Origin of the sequence: Pedobacter sp. Leaf216 (assembly GCF_001421515.1) — a bacterium.
Classification (GTDB): Bacteria; Bacteroidota; Bacteroidia; order Sphingobacteriales; family Sphingobacteriaceae; genus Pedobacter.
This window is the reverse complement of the sequence record NZ_LMKM01000038.1, coordinates 84,492-107,100: the sequence shown is the minus strand read 5'-3', so window position 1 is coordinate 107,100 and position 22,609 is coordinate 84,492. Positions and strand designations below refer to the sequence as shown.

At 39.7% G+C, this 22,609-nt stretch carries 18 protein-coding genes; 17 read left to right on the top strand and 1 reads right to left on the bottom strand.

The genetic code is table 11. The annotated features are described in order from the left end of the window. Positions 1-3: 3 nt before the first annotated feature. Complete coding sequence (locus ASE74_RS23970) at positions 4-1,884, bottom strand: mechanosensitive ion channel family protein (RefSeq protein ID WP_055915239.1); 1,881 nt, start codon at positions 1,882-1,884, stop codon at positions 4-6. Positions 1,885-2,538: 654 nt separating this feature from the next. Between ASE74_RS23970 and mraZ the strand changes: the two genes are divergently transcribed. The 17 genes from mraZ to ASE74_RS23885 all read left to right on the top strand — a co-directional run bounded on the left by mraZ (position 2,539) and on the right by ASE74_RS23885 (position 22,577). Next, the gene (mraZ, locus tag ASE74_RS23965) at positions 2,539-3,006 is read left to right on the top strand and encodes a division/cell wall cluster transcriptional repressor MraZ (RefSeq protein ID WP_055915237.1); all 468 of its coding nucleotides are present in this window, start codon (positions 2,539-2,541) and stop codon (positions 3,004-3,006) included. Then, complete coding sequence (gene rsmH, locus ASE74_RS23960) at positions 2,996-3,901, top strand: 16S rRNA (cytosine(1402)-N(4))-methyltransferase RsmH (protein ID WP_055915233.1); 906 nt, start codon at positions 2,996-2,998, stop codon at positions 3,899-3,901. Before mraZ ends, rsmH begins: the two co-directional genes overlap by 11 nt. Continuing rightward, the gene (locus tag ASE74_RS23955) at positions 3,898-4,320 is read left to right on the top strand and encodes an FtsL-like putative cell division protein (RefSeq protein ID WP_025144488.1); all 423 of its coding nucleotides are present in this window, start codon (positions 3,898-3,900) and stop codon (positions 4,318-4,320) included. Before rsmH ends, ASE74_RS23955 begins: the two co-directional genes overlap by 4 nt. Then, entirely contained in the window at positions 4,310-6,412 is a 2,103-nt protein-coding gene (locus ASE74_RS23950; protein ID WP_055915230.1) for a penicillin-binding protein, read from the top strand. The genes ASE74_RS23955 and ASE74_RS23950 overlap by 11 nt, the downstream gene beginning before the upstream one ends. Positions 6,413-6,480: 68 nt before the next feature. Then, entirely contained in the window at positions 6,481-7,938 is a 1,458-nt protein-coding gene (locus tag ASE74_RS23945; RefSeq protein ID WP_055915227.1) for a UDP-N-acetylmuramoyl-L-alanyl-D-glutamate--2,6-diaminopimelate ligase, read from the top strand. Then, positions 7,938-9,185 (top strand): phospho-N-acetylmuramoyl-pentapeptide-transferase, encoded by a 1,248-nt coding sequence (gene mraY, locus ASE74_RS23940; protein ID WP_055915223.1) that lies wholly within the window; start codon positions 7,938-7,940, stop codon positions 9,183-9,185. The genes ASE74_RS23945 and mraY overlap by 1 nt, the downstream gene beginning before the upstream one ends. 34 nt (positions 9,186-9,219) lie before the next feature. After that, on the top strand, positions 9,220-10,608 hold the full coding sequence (gene murD / locus ASE74_RS23935; RefSeq protein WP_082458914.1) for a UDP-N-acetylmuramoyl-L-alanine--D-glutamate ligase: 1,389 nt from the start codon (positions 9,220-9,222) through the stop codon (positions 10,606-10,608). 15 nt (positions 10,609-10,623) lie between these two features. Continuing rightward, positions 10,624-11,817 carry an FtsW/RodA/SpoVE family cell cycle protein gene (locus tag ASE74_RS23930; protein ID WP_055915216.1) on the top strand — a complete coding sequence of 398 codons (1,194 nt, stop codon included), beginning with the start codon at positions 10,624-10,626 and terminating at the stop codon, positions 11,815-11,817. A 50-nt stretch (positions 11,818-11,867) separates the two neighbouring features. Next, a complete protein-coding gene (gene murG / locus ASE74_RS23925; RefSeq protein ID WP_055915213.1) occupies positions 11,868-12,980 on the top strand; it encodes an undecaprenyldiphospho-muramoylpentapeptide beta-N-acetylglucosaminyltransferase in 1,113 nt (370 codons plus the stop codon). 165 nt (positions 12,981-13,145) lie between these two features. Beyond that, positions 13,146-14,501, top strand: coding sequence for a UDP-N-acetylmuramate--L-alanine ligase (gene murC, locus ASE74_RS23920; protein WP_055915210.1), 1,356 nt, complete (start codon positions 13,146-13,148; stop codon positions 14,499-14,501). Continuing rightward, positions 14,494-15,729, top strand: coding sequence for a hypothetical protein (locus tag ASE74_RS23915; RefSeq protein ID WP_055915207.1), 1,236 nt, complete (start codon positions 14,494-14,496; stop codon positions 15,727-15,729). Before murC ends, ASE74_RS23915 begins: the two co-directional genes overlap by 8 nt. A gap of 5 nt (positions 15,730-15,734) precedes the next feature. Next, positions 15,735-17,093 carry a cell division protein FtsA gene (gene ftsA, locus ASE74_RS23910; protein ID WP_055915204.1) on the top strand — a complete coding sequence of 453 codons (1,359 nt, stop codon included), beginning with the start codon at positions 15,735-15,737 and terminating at the stop codon, positions 17,091-17,093. Between the two features lie 130 nt (positions 17,094-17,223). Further along, on the top strand, positions 17,224-18,855 hold the full coding sequence (gene ftsZ, locus ASE74_RS23905; RefSeq protein WP_055915201.1) for a cell division protein FtsZ: 1,632 nt from the start codon (positions 17,224-17,226) through the stop codon (positions 18,853-18,855). A gap of 165 nt (positions 18,856-19,020) precedes the next feature. Continuing rightward, a complete protein-coding gene (locus ASE74_RS23900; protein ID WP_055915198.1) occupies positions 19,021-20,262 on the top strand; it encodes an aminotransferase class I/II-fold pyridoxal phosphate-dependent enzyme in 1,242 nt (413 codons plus the stop codon). Positions 20,263-20,524: 262 nt separating this feature from the next. After that, positions 20,525-20,701 (top strand): hypothetical protein, encoded by a 177-nt coding sequence (locus ASE74_RS23895; RefSeq protein ID WP_055915195.1) that lies wholly within the window; start codon positions 20,525-20,527, stop codon positions 20,699-20,701. A gap of 228 nt (positions 20,702-20,929) precedes the next feature. Further along, positions 20,930-21,919: a helix-turn-helix domain-containing protein gene (locus ASE74_RS23890; RefSeq protein WP_157255521.1), complete on the top strand. Its 990-nt coding sequence runs from the start codon at positions 20,930-20,932 to the stop codon at positions 21,917-21,919. A gap of 157 nt (positions 21,920-22,076) precedes the next feature. Further along, positions 22,077-22,577, top strand: coding sequence for a GNAT family N-acetyltransferase (locus tag ASE74_RS23885; RefSeq protein ID WP_055915189.1), 501 nt, complete (start codon positions 22,077-22,079; stop codon positions 22,575-22,577). The last annotated feature ends 32 nt before the right edge of the window (positions 22,578-22,609 follow it).

Genomic DNA, 22,609 nt, shown 5'->3' with positions numbered 1-22,609 from the left:
AACTCATTCAATATCAACGTCTTTACCTTTTTTGGTTTCAGTGCGAAAGGGCGGAGCCTGATAATTGTTAGGCAAATAATCCTGCGGTATCGTCGTTGCATTTCCGTCTCTGAGTGCTTTATAATGTGGCGACATGATTTCCACCCTGGCCTCATTAAATTTATCCTGAATATTGGCATGAAGCCCTGAATAAATTACCGCCTGTTTATTTGGTGATTTTGTATAGGCATTTAAACGGTAGCTAACATAATAATCGTCAAGGCTGGTTTGGAGTACATAAGGCAACGGTTCAGCTTCAATAAGCGGAGTGGCAAGCGCCGCATCTATTAGCAGTTGATGTACCTGTCTCCAGGGAACATCATAACCAATGGTAACTGTAGTATTTACAATAAGTCCCTTGTCGGCAGCTTCTATGCTAAAATTTACGGTATGGTTACTCATTACGGTGGAGTTCGGTATTGATACGATTTCGTTCTGAATGGTACGTACACGGGTCACCAATAATGTTTTTTCAGTAATATCACCCGTAACATCACCAATTTTTACACGATCGCCGATTTTGAATGCCCGCATATAAGTGAGCACAAGCCCCGCAACCACATTCCCCAGTGCACCTGCCGATCCAAAAGTAAAAAGTACGCCCATAAATACTGATACTCCTTTGAAAACACCTGAATCAGAGCCTGGCAAATACGGGAAAATAACAATAAGCATAAAAGCTAAAATCAACACCCTGATGATCTGGTAGGTCGGATTTGCCCAATCCTTATAAAAGCCTGGAATAGTGAGTTTTCCACGCTCAATTTCTACTTTGATAAAGTGTACAAAACGGATCACATAGCGAAAAACCACCAACAGCACCAGTATCGTCATCAGATCGGGGATATAATTCCATACGGAAATTCCGATTTTCTTTAGCGGACTGAGAATGTAACCCAGTAGATTCACGGAAAGATCGCGGGTGAAGGGAAAAATACCGAACAAAACAGGAAAAGCTAAATAAATGACAATCAGGATGACAGCAAACCGGACAATCTTTAAAATCAATGTAATAACATGTTGCTGATGCGCAGCATCCAATAGCTCGTAATTTTTAATCCTGATCCCTTTCCCTGAAAATCTTTCTATGGAAAGAATTTTTTTTGACAGCTTTTTAAAGAGTTTGTTAATCAGGTAAATGAGTGTAATCACCACAACAATAACCAATATGGTGAGTAAAATTTCTTCAAGAATAACCCGCCAGCTATTGTCTTTTCTATATTGTTGTACTGCTGATGATACTTTTTTTCTAATCCCGTTCGCGTAAATGGTAAGATCGGTTCTTGCCCATAACGCATCCTGCTCGGTAATGGATAATAAGAGGTTGCGGCCATAAAGTAAATCGGTAGATTGTTCGGCAGAACTTAATCTGAGCGAATCCATCGAAAACTCCGGGGCATCTCCAATACGTTCCAGCCTTTCCACAACAGCCCGCGCGCGGTCGAGAGCACTGAAACTTCCAAGTTTGGCATAAACGTAATAAAGCGTATCTGAATGAAAAATAACCGGAACACCTTTAATAATAGCCCGGAGCGAATCTATTTGATGTTGCTGGCGTGAACGGTGTACCGAATCCTTTTTCTTCAATAAAGAAAGTTCCGAAAGCAATGCGGCCCGCTCAGATTTTTCAGAAGCACCCAAAGTATTCACGCGTCTTTCAAGTTCAGACCGTTTTAACGAATCAGAAAGGCGTTCGGCAGATAATTGACTCACCCTATCCAAATCATTATCCAGTCTTTTTATGGCTGAACTGTCAGGCTTTGTTCGAGCGCTGTCCTGTTGTGCGGAAGAAGTAAAAGATTGGATGCAAAATAGCGAAACAAGGAAGATGAAAATTCTGGACATAATTTATGGGATTAACCTAAAGTAATAAAATTTACCAATAATTAAAATCCAATGCTTACACTTTTATCCCTATGATCGGTAACCACATGAACAAAAGAAATGGTGCGGATTCTTATACCACCCGCGATCCCGGTATAAAGATTAATGAAAGTTTCTTCCTCCGTTTTTAATTCATCACACTATATGCTTCGTTTGTATTGTTGAAGTTATTCAGCATAAGGCAATTCTGTGTATTAAAAACTAAAAGCAGCAATAGTGGCTAACAAAAAAGACAATATAAATGAAGGATTCCAATTGAATTCGATTTCGGAAAGGACAATTCTTCCCTTGCTTCATTTTTAATTTTCAACCAGTTTTCTGAATAAAAACTGGGCAGATTTCTCACCGATTAATCACTGTAAATCAGCAATTTTTAGTTAAAATATAGAATTTCGAAGAAAAATGGGACAGCCTGACACTTTAATCCGAAATATTTTTAATCCGTTAATTATCAGTGATTAATGTGTTTCTATGTATGCTGAATGGGATATTCTATCTATCTTACCTCACCCAAAATGTAACAAAAAGGATGTGGAAAACTTTTTTGTGGTAAAAAGTGGTAAAAAGTGGTAGAACTATTTACTTTTACACTAGATAAAAAGTGTAGATACCACTATGACCCAACTTTTAGGAGAATTCGATTGTAAACTTGACGCAAAGGGCCGCCTTATGGTACCTGCTGCGCTTAAGAAACAATTGCCTAATGCTGAGAATGATGGGCTCATTATTAACCGTGGTTTTGAGAAAAACCTGGTTATCTATCCTAAAAATGTTTGGGATGCGGTTGTGGCCGATCTTGCCAAACTTAATATCTACGATCAGGAAAACCGTGCATTTGTAAGGGCATTTACCCGCGGCGCAACCGAACTTTCCCTTGATGCTGCCGGTCGTGTGCTTTTGCCGAAATCATTGGTAGAATACGCAGGCATCGGAAGTGATCTTGTTTTGGCTTGTCAGCTGGACCGTATAGAAGTGTGGGACAAAAAATCTTACGAAGATATTTTTGATGATGTACCTGCAAATTTTGCAAACCTGGCCCAAAAAGTAATGGGCGATAAGAAGGGAGGCGCAGATGGAGAATAATTACCACGTGCCGGTAATGTTGCAGCCTTGTATCGATGGTTTAAATATTGACCCTGAAGGCGTGTATGTTGATGTTACCTTTGGTGGTGGCGGGCACTCCAGAGAGATTTTGAAACATTTAGGCCCGAAAGGCCGGTTAATTGCTTTTGATCAGGATCCTGATGCACAGGCGAATATCCCTGCTGATGAACGTTTCATTTTTATCGATCAGAACTTTGGTTTTCTTAAAAATAACCTCCGTTTAAAAGGTTTCAAACAAGTTGATGGAATTCTTGCCGATCTTGGCGTTTCCTCTCATCAGTTTGATGTGCCACAGCGTGGTTTTTCCATCCGCCATAATGCCGATCTGGATATGCGTATGGATCAGCACCGCAATTTAACCGCTGCCGAAATTCTAAATACCTATACTGAAGATAAGCTGCATAAAATTTTCGGAATTTATGGAGAGGTGAAAAATGCAAAGTCTTTAGCGCGTGCCATTGTTACCGCACGTTTGGAGCAGCCATTTACCGATATCAATAGTTTAAAAACTGCTATTGCCGGTTACATCCCAAAAGGAAAAGAAAATAAATATTTAGCGCAGGTTTTTCAGGCCTTGCGTATAGAAGTGAATGCTGAAATTCAGGTGCTTGAAGATTTTTTACTGCAGGCTGCCGATGTTTTAAAGCCCGGAGGTCATTTGGTGGTGATGTCTTACCACTCGTTGGAAGATAGACCGGTAAAAAACTTTATGGCAAAAGGCAAATTTCAGGGCGAGGTAGAAAAAGACTTCTTCGGAAATCAACAAAAGCCCTTTAATGTAATTACACGCAAAGCGATTATTGCCACTGATGAGGAAATTGCCCAAAACAACAGGGCACGTAGTGCGAAACTAAGAATTGCCGAAAAGATATGAACAGGTTCAGGGAAGAGATAGAAGAAGAGGAGATAGGGCCTGAACCGGAGCTAAAGGCGGCGCCCAAAAGGCCAAAAACTGCTGAAGAAAAAATGGATAGTAATTCCTTTATCAGCAAGCTTTTTAATGATGGATTGGTAAGTAAGGAGGCGGCAACTGATGCTTTGCCTTATTTGTGTTTTTTGGCCCTATTAGGCATGGTTTACATTGCCAACAGCCACTTTGCGGTAAACAATGTTCGCCGTATTGATAAATTAAATAAAGAAGTAAAAGAATTAAGATGGGAGTATAAATCGCTAAAGGCCGACCTGATGTTTAAAAGCAAATTGACAGAGGTTGCCAAAAAGGTAGATACCCTTGGAATAAAAGAACTGATTGAACCACCAAAAAAAATAATTGTTAAAAGCGATGAATATTAGAGCAAACATCTTGCTTCGTGTATATCTGGCATTTGGCTTAATTGTGCTTTTTGCTTTCGCGGTGTTTTTACGCCTCGGTCAGGTGCAGTTTGTGCAAGGAAAAAAATGGAAGGCAATGGCCGATAGCCTTTCTACACGCTATGTGAACGTAGAGGCCACCCGTGGGAATATTTATTCTAACGACGGGAGTTTATTGGCTACCTCTATACCGGAATATGAACTTCGTATGGATATGTTTGCTGGTGGTATTGCTGAGGATAAAGTATTCAACGAAAAAGTAGACTCGCTGGGTTTTAAACTTTCGCAGCTATTCCAGGATAAAACAGCTAAAGAATATGCCCGTTATCTGCGTAAAGGCCGTCAGGATAGTGCCCGTTATTTATTGATCCACCGTAAAGTGGGCTATGCTGATCTTAAAACCATCAGGAGTTTTCCTTTATATAACATCGGTAAGTTCAGTGGTGGTTTAATCGCGGTTCAACAGAACAAACGGATTCTTCCTTTTCAGGCTTTGGCCGCCCGTACCATCGGTTACAAAAACGAAAATGTTAAAAACGGTGTAGGTTTAGAAGGTGCGTATAAAGAATACATTAACGGTGAAACCGGAAAGAGATTAATGCAGCGTATTGCCGGGGGTGTTTATATTCCGGTGAACGAAGAGGCCGAGGTGGCACCAAAAGATGGGGCAGATATTATTTCGACCATTGATGTGAACATGCAGGATCTGGCACAGAGTGCATTGGAAAAACAGCTGATCAAATCACAGGCCGATCATGGCACGGTAATATTGATGGAAGTGGCAACCGGAGAGATCCGCGCGGTAGCCAATTTCTCTAAAGTGGAAGAAGGCGTATATAAAGAGAAGTTTAATTATGCTATTGCCGGTAACCAGGATCCTGGATCAACTTTTAAACTTGCCTCTTACATGGCACTTTTAGAAGATAAGCTTATCGATACCAATACGATGATCGGAACGGGTTACTACCAGATCCCTGGAAAGCTGATTACAGATTCTCACCCGAAAATTGAAACCGTTACGGCGAAAAAAGCCTTTGAAACTTCTTCAAATGCTGCAATTGCAAAGCTGATCAATATGCATTATGGCAACGATCCGATAAAATTTACCGATCACCTGTATGATTGGCATTTGAACCAGAAAATGGATTTACAGATTCCTGGAGAGGCAATGCCGGTGGTAAAAAATCCTAAAACCAACAGAAGCTGGAATAAAAACATGACCCTGCCGCAAATGGCTTATGGTTATGAAATGCAGTTAACACCATTAAAGATGCTTACCATGTACAACGCGGTTGCAAATAACGGAAAAATGGTAGCGCCAATTTTTGTAAAAGAGATCAGAAGACTGGGTAACCCAATTGAACAGTTTAAAGCCAGGGTGATCAATGATAAAATCTGTTCAGATGTTACTTTAAGCAAAATCAAAAAAATGCTTGAAGGAGTGGTAACTGAAGGAAGTGGAAAGCAGGTGGTTTACAATCCCTTATATCCAATTGCTGGTAAAACCGGAACTGCGCAGGTAGCTGATGCAAACAAAGGATATAAAGCCAATAAACAATATCAGGCATCTTTTGTGGGCTATTTTCCTGCAAATAAGCCTAAATATTCTTTGATCGTGGTAATCAACGATCCAAAAGGGGCTTATTATGGTGCTACGGTGTCCGGTCCGGTTTTTAGAGAAATTGCCGACCGCATTTACGCAAGCGATATGCAGATGTATAACGATATGCCAACCCGTTTGGTAGGCAATACAGGTAATCCGCCTACAAAAGCAGGGCAAAGTAAAGCCACTCAGAAAGTGTATAAGGCATTTGGTTTTAAACCGCTTTTTGCTTCGAAATCTGAGTATTACAATATTATAGATACCAGTGCAGGTACAATTTTTCAGGAGAACAACGAGCGTAAAGGAGTAATGCCAAACGTAGCCGGCATGGGACTTAAAGATGCGTTATACCTTCTGGGCAATGCAGGATTAAAAACCAAAGTTCTGGGTTCTGGAAAAGTAATCAGTCAATCCATAATTGCCGGAACAAAGGTGGGTAAAGGTTTGGGCGTACAAATAGAGTTGAATTAAGGCAGAAGGTAGTAAAGTTTAAAGGTTTAGTACCCGATAATTACTACAAGCTAATAAAGGAATAAAAAATGCAATTACAGGATTTACTTTACGGCATAACGATTAAAGAATTGGTTGGAAAAACCGATAGGGAAATCAATGCGCTTAATTTCGATTCGCGTAAAGTAGGTAAGGATGATGTTTTTTTTGCGATAGTAGGCACTGCAGTCGATGGGCACCTGTTCATCGAACAGACCATTGCACAGGGCGCGGCAGTGATTGTTTGCGAAAATTTACCAGAGGGTCATGATTTTACAATTACCTATATTAAAGTAGAAAATACTGCGGTGGCTTTGGGTATCATGGCCGGAAATTATTTTGGAAATCCATCTGCTGATTTAAAGCTGATCGGTATAACCGGAACAAATGGCAAAACAACTATTGCAACAATTCTTTTCAAACTGTTTAAGGATTTAGGTTATAAAACAGGCCTTTTATCAACGGTAGAAAATTACATCAATGATACTGTTGTTGCCGCTACACATACTACACCAAATCCAATTGCCTTAAACCAGCTTTTAAGAGAAATGGTTGATGCAGGCTGCGATTATTGTTTTATGGAAGTAAGTTCGCATGCGGTTTCTCAACACAGAATTGAAGGGCTGACTTTTGCAGGCGGCGTATTTTCGAATCTGACGCATGATCATTTGGATTTCCATAAAACCTTTGATGCCTATTTAAAAGCTAAAAAGGCATTTTTTGATGGTTTGCCTAAATCTGCCTTCGCACTCACCAATATCGATGATAAAAATGGTATGGTGATGTTGCAGAACACAAAAGCGTATAAAAAAACCTATGCACTTAAACAACTGGCAGATTTTAAAGCGAAAATTATCGAAAACCAGTTCAGCGGATTGCATTTGGATATTGATAACGAAGACGTATACTTCAAACTGGTGGGTTCTTTTAACGCCTATAACCTTTTGGCAGTTTATGGAACAGCAGTTTTACTGGAACAGGACAAGCTAAAGGTATTGACATTGTTAAGCCGTTTATCAGGTGCCGAAGGAAGATTTGATTATATCACCTCAGCAGATAAAATTATAGGTATTGTAGATTATGCGCATACTCCTGATGCTGTTCAGAATGTTTTGAGCACTATTGCCAACATCCGAAAAGGCACTGAACAGGTAATTACGGTAATTGGGTGTGGCGGAGACAGGGATAAAACCAAACGCCCGATAATGGCTCAGGTGGCTTGCGATTGGAGCGATAAAGTAATTCTTACCTCTGATAATCCACGTACCGAAGATCCGCAAACGATTATTAATGAAATGGAAGAAGGCGTTTCACCAACGAACAAACGCAAAACCCTCTCCATTTTAGATAGAAAAGAAGCAATAAAAACGGCCTGCCATTTGGCAAAACCAGGTGACATTATTTTAATTGCCGGCAAAGGACACGAGAAATACCAGGAAATTAATGGGGTAAGGAACCATTTCGATGATAAGGAAATTTTACTTGAACAATTAAAACCAATCAGCTAATGTTATATTTATTATTCGAATACCTGCATAAGCATTACGATATACCTGGTTTAAGGTTGTTTCAGTACATCACCTTCCGCGCATCTATTTCCATTATTTTATCATTGGTAATTACCACTGTTTACGGCCGTAGATTGATTGATTATCTGCATAAAAAACAAGTTGGTGAAATTGTAAGAAATTTAGGTTTAGAGGGGCAAATGCAAAAGCAAGGCACACCTACAATGGGTGGTATTATTATTCTGCTGGGCATCCTTATTCCAACATTACTATTTGCCAATATTTCCAATATATATGTGATTTTAATGATCATCACCACAGTATGGATGGGTGCTGTTGGTTTCCTGGATGATTACATTAAAGTTTTCAAAAAGAACAAAGAAGGTTTAGCAGGCCGTTTTAAAGTGGTTGGCCAGGTAGGTTTGGGCCTGATTGTAGGCTGTACGATGTATTTTCACCCAAATATTGTGGTAAGAGAAACCGTGCAGGATGATGTAAAAAATACTTCCTCCGCACCGATGGTGTTACGGCAGAAGGGTGAAACTTTTTATTATACGCAGGATGTAAAATCAACCAAAACCAACATGCCTTTTTATAAGAACAATGAGTTCGATTATGCAAAGGTGCTTAAGTTTTTGGGTGGCGATTATCAAAAATATGCCTTTTTCATCTTTCTTATCGTAACGGTATTTATTATTACCGCCGTATCAAACGGTGCAAATATCACCGATGGTATCGATGGTTTGGCTACAGGTACATCTGCGGTGATCGGGATTACGCTTGGTATTTTGGCTTATGTATCTGGTAATACCATTATGGCCGATTACCTCAACATCATGTACATACCCAACTCCGCAGAGCTGATGATTTTTGCAGGTGCATTTGTAGGGTCTTGTGTTGGTTTCCTCTGGTACAATTCATATCCTGCACAGATTTTTATGGGCGATACCGGAAGTTTGGCCATTGGCGGGATCATCGCTTCATTTGCTATTATGATCCGCAAAGAATTGATAATCCCGATTTTATGCGGAATATTTCTGGTAGAACTCGTTTCGGTAATTATGCAGGTATCGTATTTTAAGTATACCAAAAAGAAGTTTGGCGAAGGGCGAAGGATTTTTCTAATGTCACCATTACACCACCATTACCAGAAAAAAGGATACCATGAGGCCAAAATTGTAACACGGTTCTGGATTATCGGGATTATGCTTGCAATTATGACCATTGTAACATTGAAACTAAGATAGCCGAAAATATAGCGTAAAAAATAAATTAAAAATAATGAGCACAAATAATATCACATCAAGCAATACTAAGTCAGCGATGACCGGGCAGCGCCGTGTGGTAATTTTGGGGGCCGGCGAAAGTGGGGTTGGTGCAGCAAAACTGGCTCAGGCCAAAGGTTTTGATGTTTTTGTGTCCGATTTCGGAATCATTGCCGATAAATATAAAGCGGCTTTAGAAAAACTTGTTATCACATTCGAATCTGAGCAGCATACCGAAGCACTGATTTTAAATGCTGATGAAGTGATCAAAAGTCCTGGCATTCCACCTACAGCGCCAATTATTAAAAAACTGGTTGCAAAAGGAATTCCTGTTGTATCCGAAATAGAATTTGCCAAAAGATATACTGCTGCTAAAACCATCTGCATTACGGGTTCAAACGGTAAATCGACCACCAGCTTATTAACCTATCACATTCTTAAAAATGCAGGTTTAAACGTAGGCCTGGCCGGTAACATCGGCCAGAGTTTTGCTGCTCAGGTAGCTACAGAAGATTATGAATATTATGTACTTGAGATTTCGAGCTTTATGCTTGATGACATGTTCGAATTTAAGGCAGATATCGCTGTTTTATTAAACATTACACCCGATCATTTAGACCGGTACGAATACAAGCTGGAGAATTATGCGGCATCAAAAATGCGCATTGTTCAAAACCAGACCGCAGATGATATTTTTATTTACTGCGCAGATGACCAAGAGAGCCTGAAGGCCATGGCAATTGCCAGGCCATCGGCCAAAACCTATCCTTTTTCAATTGTAAAAAAAGTTGAACTGGGCGCGTATTTAGAAGAAACTACTATCCATATCCTTACAGAACCTAATAACCCACTAACCATGACGATTTCAGATTTAGCCCTACAAGGCAAGCACAACATTTACAATTCTATGGCGTCAGGCATTGTAGCTAAAGTTTTAGAGTTGAGAAATGAGACCATTCGCGAAAGCATGGGCAATTTCAAAAATATTGAGCATAGGTTAGAGCATGTGGCCAAAATTTCAGGCATTGATTTCATAAACGACAGCAAGGCCACAAACGTAAACTCCACATGGTATGCTTTGGAGAGCATGACAAGCGATGTGGTACTCATCATGGGCGGTGTAGATAAAGGGAACGATTATAATATGCTTAAAGACCTTGTAAAAAGTAAGGTGAAAGCCATTGTTTGTCTAGGTAAAGACAATAAGCGCATCCATGATGCATTCGAAGATGATGTTGAGGTAATTGTAAACACTTTTTCAGCAGATGAGGCCGCGCAGATTGCTTTCCATCTGGCCAAGCGTGGAGATGCGGTACTGCTTTCTCCTGCATGTGCAAGTTTCGATCTGTTTAAAAATTACGAGGACCGCGGCAATCAGTTTAAGGCGGCAGTTAGAGAATTATAAAAGGAGGCTGAATATATGTTCCAAGCACTACTTAATAAAACAAAAGGCGATAGATGGATCTGGTTGATCATCATCCTGCTTTCGCTTATATCGGTAATGGCAGTGTACAGTGCGACAGGTACCTTGGCATATAAAAAAGGTGAGGCGGTAGAAAAACTTTTGCTCACCAAGCATTTGATTTTTGTGCTGATGGGTATCGGGATGATTTATATCGCACACTTACTTGATTACCGATATTATGCCGGAATTTCCAAAGTGCTGATGATTGTGACTATTCCGCTGCTGTTTTACACGCTAATATTCGGTACCAATTTGAACGATGCTTCCAGGTGGGTAAAAATACCGGTGATCGGACTTACTTTCCAGACTTCCGATTTGGCAAAACTGGCATTGATTACCTTTTTAGCACGTATGCTCACTAAAAAGCAGGAAAACATTAAAAATGTTAAAGAGTCATTTATACCGATTATGGGTTCGGTTTGCGTGGTGTTTGTTTTAATTGCACTCGCCAACCTATCTACAGCTTTAATGCTTTTTGGTGTGAGTATATTGCTGTTGATCATAGGTAGGATCAGTATTAAACAGATTGCCATTGTTTGTGCAGGTGGATTCGTCCTGTTGCTGTTCGTGTTCTTTTTGGGACCGCGGAGAAAAACTTACATGTCACGTATCAATACCTTTATGCATCCGGAGATGCAGCATTCAGATAAAACTTTCCAGGCCGACCAGGCAAAAATTGCCCTGGCCACTGGTGGTGTTTTTGGTAAAGGACCAGGTAATAGTACGCAGCGCAACTTCCTGCCACACCCTTATTCCGATTTTATTTTCGCCATTATTATTGAAGAATGGGGAACCCTGGGAGGAATTGTAATTATGGTGCTTTACCTGGTGCTTTTATACCGATGTATCAAGATCGTAACCCGGGCGCCCAAGGCCTTCGGCGCGCTATTGGCTGCCGGACTAAGTTTTAGTTTAACGATACAGGCTTTTGCCAATATGGCCGTAGCAGTTGGTTTGGGGCCTGTAACAGGGGTTCCGCTTCCATTGGTAAGCATGGGTGGTACATCAATGATTTTTACCAGCGTTGCCTTCGGTATTATTTTAAGCGTAAGCCGCGATGTTGAAGAGAATGCAAGCGCATCAATAAAAGAAGAAAAAGAAAAAGTAAAAAATAAAGTTATCGTCGGAGAAATCCCGGCAATAGCGTAAACAAAAACTCAGCCTTCTTAAAAGCGGGTGGAAGATATAAAAGGATTAAAATGAATAATTCCCCAAAAATTATCATATCAGGTGGTGGCACCGGCGGGCACATTTTTCCCGCCGTAGCCATAGCCAATGCGCTTAAGCGCTTGGTGCCGGCCTGTGAAATTTTGTTTGTGGGTGCTACAGGCCGTATGGAGATGGAAAAAGTTCCGGCGGCCGGATATAAAATAATAGGTTTGAATATCAGTGGAATGCAGCGTGGTTCAATTGTTAAAAACCTAGCGCTACCGTTCAAGGTGATCGGAAGTGTGCGCAGGGCCATGCAGATCATCAGTGACTTTAAACCAGATGCAGTTGTGGGAGTAGGTGGTTATGCGTCAGGGCCATTATTGTATGCTGCCTCTCTAAAAGGAATTCCATACCTCATTCAGGAACAGAATTCTTACGCAGGGGTTACCAATAAATGGCTGGGTAGAAAAGCTTCTAAAATATGTGTGGCTTTTGATCATATGGATCAGTTTTTTCCAGCTGACCGGATTTTAAAAACAGGAAATCCAGTCCGTCAGGAAGTAATTGATATTAAAGGTAAACACTACCAGGGCGCAGAACTTTTAAAGCTCGATCCGTTAAAAAAGACCATTATGGTTACAGGAGGAAGTTTGGGCGCTGGCACACTGAACAAGGCAATAGAAAAACACCTGCCCGAAATTTTAGCGCAGGATGTACAGGTCATCTGGCAGACGGGTAAATATTACTATAAGGGAATAATTGAAAGATTGGGCCTGGAATACCATCCCAATGTGAGGATACTTGAATTTTTAAATAAAATGGACCTGGCTTATGCCGCTGCAGATGTAATTATCAGCAGGGCAGGGGCAGGAACGATAGCAGAACTTTGCTTGATTAAAAAGCCGGTAATTCTGGTTCCTTCTCCAAATGTGGCAGAAGATCATCAAACCAAAAACGCGATGGCCTTAGTCAAAAATGGAGCTGCGATCTTAATTAACGACCGTTCTGCAGAAGATACGCTTGTTAAAGAAGCATTATCATTGTTAAATAATAAAGAACAAAGCGCAAAGCTTGTTGAAAATATAGGAAAAATGGCACTTCCAAAAGCAGACGAGATTATTGCCGGCGAAGTGTTGAAATTAATAAAGCGGAAAGACTAAAGTAAAAAGACCAAAGTCTGAAGGCAAAAATAGATAAAGAATAAAAATAAATAACATAACTGGAGTATAGAAAGGAAGCTTTAAGCTTTAGTCTTTCAACTTTCAGCTTAAAACGGTAGAAAGGCAGCTTTAAGCTTTGGTCTTTTTACTTTTAGCTTAAAAAAAATGGAATTAAGTAAAATAAATAGGGTTTTCTTTGTAGGTATCGGTGGTATCGGCATGAGTGCTATTGCCCGTTATTTTGCTAAACGAGGTCAGGTGGTGTGTGGTTACGATAAAACCAGGACTAAGCTAACTGAGAATTTGGAAGGTGAGGGTATTGTGATTACCTATCTTGATGAAACCGATTCACTGCCAGCTGCATTTCTGGATAATCATGAAGAAACACTGATTGTTTACACTCCTGCCATTCCGAAAGATTCAAAAATTTTAAATCATTTTATAGATAAATCCTTCACACTTAAAAAACGCTCAGAAGTGCTGGGCATCATCAGTAAAGGGATGTTATGTATTGCTATTGCGGGTACACATGGCAAAACAACAACCTCATCAATCGTTGCCCATATTTTAAAGGATACCGGCTACGATTGCACAGCTTTTCTTGGGGGCATCACCAGTAACTACAACAGCAATGTGCTTTTTGGAGATAATAATTTGGTGGTAGTGGAAGCCGATGAGTACGACCGATCCTTCCTGACGCTTCACCCTGATGTAGCTGTGGTAACCTCAATGGATGCCGATCATTTGGATATTTATGGTGATAAAAGCCATCTCGAAGAATCGTTCAGGTTATTTGCAGGTCAACTTAAGGCAGAAGGTACGCTATATGCCCACGAAGGCTTGCCACTTGAAAACAGTATAAGTTACGCGGCAAGTTCAACGGCCACAGCAAGGTCTGAGAACCTGAGAGTGGAAGGATCTAAATTTGTTTTTGATTATGCTGATGGCTCACATCAGATAAACGATATCAGTTTAATGCTTCCAGGTAAGCACAATGTAGAAAACACAACAGTTGCCATTGCCATTGCTTTGCAGCTGGGGATAGATGCTGATAAAATAAAGCAGGCTATAGCAAATTTTAAGGGTGTTAAACGCCGATTTGAGTACGTTGTTAACAATGGTAATCAGATTTATATTGATGATTATGCACATCACCCTGAAGAATTAAAGGCCTGTTTCAACGCGGTTAGAACTTTATATCCTGGTAAGAAACTGACTGTCATTTTTCAGCCGCACCTCTTTACGCGGACTAGGGATTTTGCCGATGAATTCGCAAAAGTTTTAAGCACAGCTGATGAACTGATGCTTTTGGAGATTTATCCTGCCAGGGAATTGCCGCTGGAAGGTATTAATTCGCAGTTTTTGTTGGATAAGATTACCCTTTCGGAAAAAAAAATATGTGGAAAAGATTTTGTGGTTCAGCATGTTAAGGAGACAAAACCTGAATTAATTTTAACTGTTGGTGCCGGAGATATCGATACGATTATTGAGCCACTTAAAAATATATTGAATAATGCTTAAACGGATAAACTGGAGCGCAATTTTTACCGGCTTTGCCTGGCTGATCAGCCTGGCAGGAGTGGTGGTGCTTTTAAGTTTCATCAACGTTAAGAAGCAGACCGTTAAATGCACTGATGTTAAAATCTTAATTCCCGGTGCCGATAACTTTATAGAGCGCGAAGAAATAGATGCCATTTTAAAAGAAGATCAAGGGATACTTTTAGGCCGGAATCTCGAAAATATCAATATTCATAAAATTGAGAAGAAACTTCAGTCAAACCCTTACATCGGTTTCGCAAAAGTTTATGTCGATATGGATGGCGTACTGCATATTGAAGTAAAGCAAAGGCAGCCCATTCTGCGTATCCTAAATGATAACGGACAGGATTTTTACATTGATAATGATGGATTAAAAATGCCCATTTCATCAAATTTCACTGCGAATGTGCTCGTAGCAACAGGAAACATTGCCGAAGTTTTTGGCAGTAGAGTAGATACTCTACACACTCAGCTTGCAAGGGATTTATATAAAACGGCACAATACATTAAAAAAGATACCCTTTGGGATGCACAGATAGAACAGATTGTGGTAGATCAGAAAAGCGATATAGAACTCATTCCAAGAGTGGGTAACCAACGTATTGTTTTGGGTAATGCCGATTCGCTCGAAAAGAAAATGAAAAACCTGTTGCTGTTTTATAAAAAAGCAATGCCGCAGGTAGGTTGGGATACTTATAAAACCATAAATATTAAATACACCAACCAGATTGTCTGCGAAAAAAGAGATTCTTCAGCTTTAGCAAAAAAAGCAAAAACATTTTCTGCCGCTGATAGTTTGAGGATACAGCGAAGTGTTGCCGATTCATTAATCAATAGCACAATAGTTGCTGCTATGGACGACAGGCCCGAAGCAGATCCGGCAGTAAAAGAAGAACCAAAAAAGGTTGAGGCACCAAAGGCTGCGCCAAAAAAAGTAGAAGTCAAAAAAGTAGAACCAAAAAAAGCCGAACCTAAAAAGGTAGAGCCTAAAAAAACTGTAGCAGTTAAAACAGAAATAAAAAAACCTGCAACAACACCAGCAACCAAACCAAAGGAAACAAAGCCTGCGGATAAAAAAGAAAAACCGAAGCAAACGGTAGCAACACAGCCAAAGACGGCAAAATCCCAGGCTCAATTGAAAAAAGAGAAGGAAGCAAGAGAGAAAGAGATCAAAGCCCTGGAAAAACAGTATAAAACTCAGCAAAATTAACGAATATGGACAAGGCAAAATTTACCAGTCAGTCGCCCATTGTAGTAGGATTGGATATCGGTACTACAAAAATTTGTGTTATCGTTGGTCGTAGAACACAACACGGTAAGATAGAAATCTTAGGAATAGGCAAGGCAGAATCAGCGGGGGTAACACGTGGAGTGGTTTCTAACATTCAAAAAACCGTGCAGGGTATTGCTCAAGCAGTTGAAGTAGCAAGCGGACAATCCAATGTAGAAATACAGGTGGTAAATGTGGGTATTGCTGGTCAGCACATCAAAAGCTTACAGCACAGAGGAATTTTAACAAGAAGAGAATTAAACAACGAAATCGGCAAAAAAGATATCGATAAGTTGATTGATGATATGTTTAAACTGGTAATGCCACCGGGTGAGGAAATCATCCATGTATTGCCACAGGAATTTACCATCGATAACGAGCCGGGAATCAAAGATCCGATTGGTATGGCAGGAGTACGCCTTGAAGCCAACTTTCATATCATCTCCGGTCAGGTTACCGCAGTAAAAAATATCATCAAATGTGTAAACAATGCAGGTTTACAAACTCAGGATTTAATACTTGAGCCATTGGCTTCTTCCGAATCGGTGTTGAGCGAGGAAGAAAAAGAAGCTGGTATTGCATTGGTTGATATTGGTGGTGGTACTACAGATATTGCCATTTTCCACGAAGGCATTATCCGACATACAGCAGTAATTCCTTTTGGTGGCAACAGTGTTACCGAAGATATCAGAGAAGGTTGTTCAGTGATGCGCAACCAGGCAGAGTTATTGAAAACGCGTTTCGGTTCTGCACTTGCTGAGGAGAATAAAGAAAACGAAATCATTTGCGTTCCAGGTCTTCGTGGCCGCGAACCGAAAGAGATTTCAGTTAAAAACCTTGCCTATGTAATCCAGGCCCGTATGGAAGAAATTATTGAGCATGTGTATTACGAAATCAAATCATCGGGCTATGAGAAAAAACTGATCGGTGGTATTGTAATTACCGGTGGTGGTGCTTTATTGAAACACTTATCTCAGGCGGTAGAATATGTAACCGGTTTAGATTGCCGTATCGGTTATCCCAATGAGCATTTATCTAAATACGAAGATATGCCTAAAACCATTTACGATGATCTTAAAAGTCCGATGTACGCAACCAGTGTTGGCTTATTGATTAAAGGAATTCAAAAAGCTGAAGAGCTGATTGAAGAAATGAAACAACCAGGCGTTTTTGTAGAAAAACCAAAAACAGCTAAAGAAAAAGAAAAACGCGGACCAGGTTTGTTCGATAAATTACTTGCAAAGACAAGAACTTTCATTCAGGATGATATGAATGTAAGTGATGAGGATTACTTGAAAAGCTAACTATTTTTCCACAAAAGAAGAGTTTTCCACATTATCAACAGTTGTGGAAAACGTCTGTTGAAAAAGTGTTAATATTACATTGAGTAATGAACAGAATTTAAGAATTATTAAACAACTGATTCATAAAGATATGCAGTTCGAAATGTTAAAAGATAAGTCTTCAATCATCAAGGTAATTGGTGTTGGAGGCGGTGGCGGCAACGCAGTGAACCATATGTACCTTTCTGGTATTACTGGTGTGGATTTTATTATTTGTAATACAGATGCCCAAGCTTTGGAATCTAGCCCGATACCCAACAAGGTACAATTGGGTGCGAGTTTAACCGAAGGAATGGGTGCAGGTTCTATTCCTGAGGTTGGTAAAAACTCAGCTATAGAAAATATAGATGATATTAAAGCAATGTTAGGCAGCACAACCAAAATGCTCTTTATTACAGCAGGTATGGGTGGTGGAACCGGAACAGGTGCTTCTCCCATCATTGCGAAAGCCGCTAAAGAGCTTGATATTTTAACTGTTGCCATTATTACAACCCCATTTTCTTTCGAAGGGAAGAGGCGTAAGCTGCAGGCCGACGAAGGTATGGAGGAGTTAAAAAAATATGTAGATTCTTACCTGGTAATCTCCAATGATCGCCTGCGTGAAATATTCGGAAACCTAACCCTTGGTTCAGCATTCGGTCAGGCAGATGATATTTTAACTACTGCTGCAAAAGGTATTGCAGAGATCATAACAGTACCAGGTTATATCAACGTGGATTTTAAAGATGTGCGTACCGTAATGAAAGATAGCGGCGTTGCAATAATGGGTAGCTTTGCCGCTGAGGGCGAAGATCGTGCATTGCAGGCCGTAGAAGGTGCTTTGGCTTCACCGTTATTGAAAGATAACGAAATTGAAGGCGCACGTTATATTTTATTGAATATCAGTTCGGGTTTACGTGAAGTAACCATGGATGAAGTATCAATCATTACAGATTACATTCAGGAAAAGGCAGGTTTATCTGCTGATCTGATCTGGGGTAACTGTACAGATGAATCGTTAAGCGATAAATTATCAGTAACCATTATCGCTACAGGTTTCCAAACATCAGAAGAGCGCGTACACGAAGAAAAAAATAAAAAGAAAATATCACTTTTAACACCAGAGGAAGCGCCGCTAGTTCGTCCCGTTGAACCAGTAAACTCTTTTATTCAACCTAAAGCAGTACCGTCTTACGAGCCTGTTTTAAAAACAAAAGAAGAAGTTTCTCAGGCAGATCTTTTTGGTGGTATGTTCAATAAATCTGAACCGCAAAAAGTTCAGGAGCCAGATAACAACGTGGTTCGCCATACCTTGATGGAGGAAGAGCCTCAGGTAGAACAGGCACCGGAAACAGGATTTGAATTTGAAGTGAAATTAGCTGAAACGAATTTTGTTTTCGAAACACCTGCCGCTCAAATGCCGCCAATGCCAGAGCCTGAGCCAGAAATCGAAATGCCGGTTGCTGGTTTGGATGATGACAAAAGCGATGAATCAATGGAAGAGCAATTGAAAAAATCCAAAGAACGTATTTTGCGTCTAAAGGATTTAAGCATGAAATTGCGTACTACCAATGGTTTACAGGAACTGGAGAACGAGCCGGCTTACAAACGTAAACAAATGCAGTTGCAACAAGTTCAGCATTCTTCTGAATCCCAGGTTAGCCGCTTTACTTTAAGCAACGATCAGGACGGCGGTACAGAAATCAGACCGAACAATTCTTTCCTGCACGATAATGTTGACTAAAGTAAACCAAATATAATTTTAAAGCCCCGATACCAAATCGGGGCTTTTTTGGCATAAAATTAGCACGTTAAAAGCCATAATTAACACCTGTAGACGAATAGGTTGATTTTAAGACGAATAAAGCTTAAATTCGCAAAATTTTTATTATAAAAAACACATATTACATTGGATATATTTGATAAGATAGCAAAGCACATGGGGCCACTTGGGCAACACCAGAAATGGTCTCATGGGTATTTCTCATTTCCAAAATTAGAGGGAGAAATTGCACCTCACATGCAGTTTCGTGGAAAAGAGCATTTGGTTTGGAGTTTAAACAACTATTTAGGTTTAGCCAATCACCCGGAAGTTAGAAAAGCAGACGAAGAAGCTGCTGCACGTTTCGGTATGGCCTACCCAATGGGTGCCCGTATGATGAGCGGTAACTCCAATTATCACGAGCAGTTGGAACAGGAACTTGCAGAATTTGTAGGTAAACCTGATGCATTTTTATTAAACTATGGCTATCAGGGCATGGTATCAATTATCGATACTTTGGTTGATAGAAACGATGTAGTGGTCTATGATGCAGAATCTCATGCCTGTATTGTGGATGGATTACGTTTGCATATGGGTAAACGCTTTGTTTACAAACATAACGATATAGAAAGTGCCCGCAAACAGTTAGAGCGTGCAACCAAACTGGTAGAAGAAACCGGCGGAGGCATTTTATTAATTACCGAAGGTGTTTTCGGCATGAGCGGTGCACAAGGTAAACTAAAAGAGATTGTTGAGCTTAAAAAAGATTTCAATTTCCGTATTTTGGTTGATGATGCCCACGGTTTCGGTACAATGGGTAAAACTGGTGCAGGTACACACGAAGCTCAGGATTGCATTGAAGGAATTGATGTTTATTTCGGAACCTTTGCAAAATCTATGGCAGGTATTGGTGCATTTGTAGCATCAACCGAACAAATTACCAATTTCTTAAGGTATAACATGCGTTCTCAAACCTTCGCCAAAGCATTACCTATGCCAATGGTAATCGGTTTATTAAAACGTTTGGAACTGCTGAAAAGCCAACCTGAGTTAAAAGATAAACTTTGGGAAATTGCGATGACCTTGCAAAAAGGCCTTCGCGAACGTGGTTTCGATTTAGGGGTAACAGATTCTGTAGTAACACCGGTTTTCTTAAAAGGAGAACTTTCTGATGCCACAGCAATTACTTACGATCTGCGTGAAAATTATAGTATTTTCTGTTCAATCGTGGTTTATCCTGTAATTCCCAAAGGAATGATCGAATTGCGTTTAATTCCTACAGCTGTCCATACTTTGGAAGATGTTCAACGTACGTTGGATGCTTTTAGTGAAGTAGCAGAAAAATTGGGAAACGGCTATTATAAAGAGAATCTTTTCGCAACCGTTTAAGATCAATTAAAATTTTACAAAGCCCTTTAAATCAGTTTAAAGGGCTTTTTTATTTACGTTTTTTTGGTATAATGCTTTATTTCAGTCTGTTATGTATGTTTTTTCAGTTAAAGTATGTTTATAAGTACATCAATTGTGGAAAAAAACGATTTAGCAGGTAGCTTTTTATTCCCTTAAAAATTTTTTTATTTCCTCAAACACTTTAAATTAGAGTAGATAATTAAAAAACTAAAACCTTAAAGAACCATAGGAGTAATTAAAAATGAAAAAATTCGAAGAAGTAAAAAGTTTAGTGACAGCTTTGGAAGCTGATGCAGACAAATTTTATAACAAAGGTAACAGCGCAGCTGGAACCCGTATACGTAAAGGTATGCAGGATTTGAAAAATTTAGCTCAGGCCATCCGTTTAGAAGTTCAGGAAACTAAAAACAAAGCTTAAACAATAAAGATATTAACAATACGGAGCCTCAGGATATTTCTGGGGCTTTTTTTGCGGTTATAATTACTGTTTCACAAATTGTAATACGTAAAATATATAGCACAAATTACCATTCATTACGTAAATTTGCTAGCTTCTACTGTTACAGCATTTATACGATAAATCTGCTGTTGACATTTTTCGACTGATCAAAGATTAGTTAAGGTTTACAAGATTAAAAGGTGCAACGTGTTGGAAAATCTGGAATACATTAATGCAGACAGCCAGGATATTGAGCACGTGCTCAATGTTATGAATACGGTGCATCCGATTGACAATGAATTGGCCGGAGAATTTAAAAAACATCTTTTAAAGCTGAAAATCAAAAAAGATCAGATTCTTTTTAAAGAGAATGAGGTATGCCAATACATGTACTACATTGTAAAAGGTGCATTGATGGGCTGCACTACCCATAACAAGCAAAAAATTACCACTTATATCTCTGTAGAAAATGATTTTGTAAGTTCCATATCCGGCCTGCACGGATCGGCGCACTCTCAGGAATATGCTGTAGCTGTGGAAGATTCCGAACTATTGGCCATGCACAACGGCGAACTCAACCGTCTTTTTAAACATCACTTCGAACTTAATTACATTTTCAGGGTAGTATTGGAGAAATACTATAAAGATGCTCAGCAGCGGGCGCACATTATCAGGGTGGGGAATGCTAAAGAAAGGTATTTATATTTCGCGCAAACCAATCCAAACTATCTAGACCGGCTTCCTGCCGAAATAGTAGCGTCATTGCTTAACATTAAACCCTCGACATTATCAGCCATAAAAAAGAACTATGCTGTCCCGAAAAAGCAGAGCCTTGAGCTTGAAAAATACGGTAAGCAGTTCGAAAACTATGTGGTCAACAATCAATCTTTCAGAAATAAGGGGATCAGGCTGAATACGCTCGCTGAAGACCTGGGGTTAAGCAGCCATAAACTCTCCACAGTTTTAAACTGTTATTTTAACCAAAGTTTTATTGATTACATCAATCAGCAGCGTGTGAATTGGATCAAAGATAGTCTCCGGAATCAAGACATTATACAGAGTTTTACACTTGAGGCTCTTGCCTACAGTGCAGGCTTTTCTTCCCGTAGTGCCTTTTATAATTCTTTTAAAAAAATTGTCGGAATGAGTCCGCTGGAATATGCGAAAAAGCTTCGGTCTGTTAAAACGTTACCTTAACGTTTTTGTTACGAAACAACATCAGAAAGATGTTTTAGATCGTATAATTGTATTGATTTATAATACAGGACAAATTTATTTTCTGATTCCATCTTATATAAGGTATGTTTAGTTAATTTAAGATGTTAAACATAACTGTGATTTAAAACGCGCTCAAATGGTTGAATTGATTGAAGATATAAAAATGATGCGTTCAGCAGATTGGGAAGCGGTAAGGGCAATCTATCAGGAAGGAATCGATACAGGAACAGCAAGCTTTAGAATACCGGAAATTTCGTGGAAGGACTGGGATTCATCGCACCTTAAAAAATGCAGGTTTGTAGCTTATCAGGATGAGCAAATTGTAGGTTGGAGCGCACTTTTGCCTGTGTCTGCCAATTATGATATGGATGGAGTGGGAGAAATCGAGGTATATGTTAAGCAAGGTTACAAAGGCCGGGGGATCGGTTCATTATTATTGGGTGCATTAGTGAATGAAAGTGAAAAAAACGGAATGTGGATGCTCCAGGCAGGAATATTCCTGCAGAATTCTGCGCTATTGAAAATTTATGAGAAAGCTGGCTTTAGGGTCGTAGGCTATAGAGAGAAAATAGGTAAGGCCAATGGCGTATGGCAGGATAACCTGTTGGTTGAAAGAAGAAATAAATTGATTGCATGATAAAAAAAAGGGCTTCGAAATGTATTGGAAGC

What these genes read in the sequence shown, in the direction of transcription:
- ASE74_RS23970 (WP_055915239.1), bottom strand. Translation starts at nt 1,884, where the DNA reads ATGTCCAGAATTTTCATCTTCCTTGTTTCGCTATTTTGCATCCAATCT.
- mraZ (WP_055915237.1), top strand. Translation starts at nt 2,539, where the DNA reads ATGACCCAACTTTTAGGAGAATTCGATTGTAAACTTGACGCAAAGGGC.
- rsmH (WP_055915233.1), top strand. Translation starts at nt 2,996, where the DNA reads ATGGAGAATAATTACCACGTGCCGGTAATGTTGCAGCCTTGTATCGAT.
- ASE74_RS23955 (WP_025144488.1), top strand. Translation starts at nt 3,898, where the DNA reads ATGAACAGGTTCAGGGAAGAGATAGAAGAAGAGGAGATAGGGCCTGAA.
- ASE74_RS23950 (WP_055915230.1), top strand. Translation starts at nt 4,310, where the DNA reads ATGAATATTAGAGCAAACATCTTGCTTCGTGTATATCTGGCATTTGGC.
- ASE74_RS23945 (WP_055915227.1), top strand. Translation starts at nt 6,481, where the DNA reads ATGCAATTACAGGATTTACTTTACGGCATAACGATTAAAGAATTGGTT.
- mraY (WP_055915223.1), top strand. Translation starts at nt 7,938, where the DNA reads ATGTTATATTTATTATTCGAATACCTGCATAAGCATTACGATATACCT.
- murD (WP_082458914.1), top strand. Translation starts at nt 9,220, where the DNA reads ATGAGCACAAATAATATCACATCAAGCAATACTAAGTCAGCGATGACC.
- ASE74_RS23930 (WP_055915216.1), top strand. Translation starts at nt 10,624, where the DNA reads ATGTTCCAAGCACTACTTAATAAAACAAAAGGCGATAGATGGATCTGG.
- murG (WP_055915213.1), top strand. Translation starts at nt 11,868, where the DNA reads ATGAATAATTCCCCAAAAATTATCATATCAGGTGGTGGCACCGGCGGG.
- murC (WP_055915210.1), top strand. Translation starts at nt 13,146, where the DNA reads ATGGAATTAAGTAAAATAAATAGGGTTTTCTTTGTAGGTATCGGTGGT.
- ASE74_RS23915 (WP_055915207.1), top strand. Translation starts at nt 14,494, where the DNA reads ATGCTTAAACGGATAAACTGGAGCGCAATTTTTACCGGCTTTGCCTGG.
- ftsA (WP_055915204.1), top strand. Translation starts at nt 15,735, where the DNA reads ATGGACAAGGCAAAATTTACCAGTCAGTCGCCCATTGTAGTAGGATTG.
- ftsZ (WP_055915201.1), top strand. Translation starts at nt 17,224, where the DNA reads ATGCAGTTCGAAATGTTAAAAGATAAGTCTTCAATCATCAAGGTAATT.
- ASE74_RS23895 (WP_055915195.1), top strand. Translation starts at nt 20,525, where the DNA reads ATGAAAAAATTCGAAGAAGTAAAAAGTTTAGTGACAGCTTTGGAAGCT.
- ASE74_RS23885 (WP_055915189.1), top strand. Translation starts at nt 22,077, where the DNA reads ATGGTTGAATTGATTGAAGATATAAAAATGATGCGTTCAGCAGATTGG.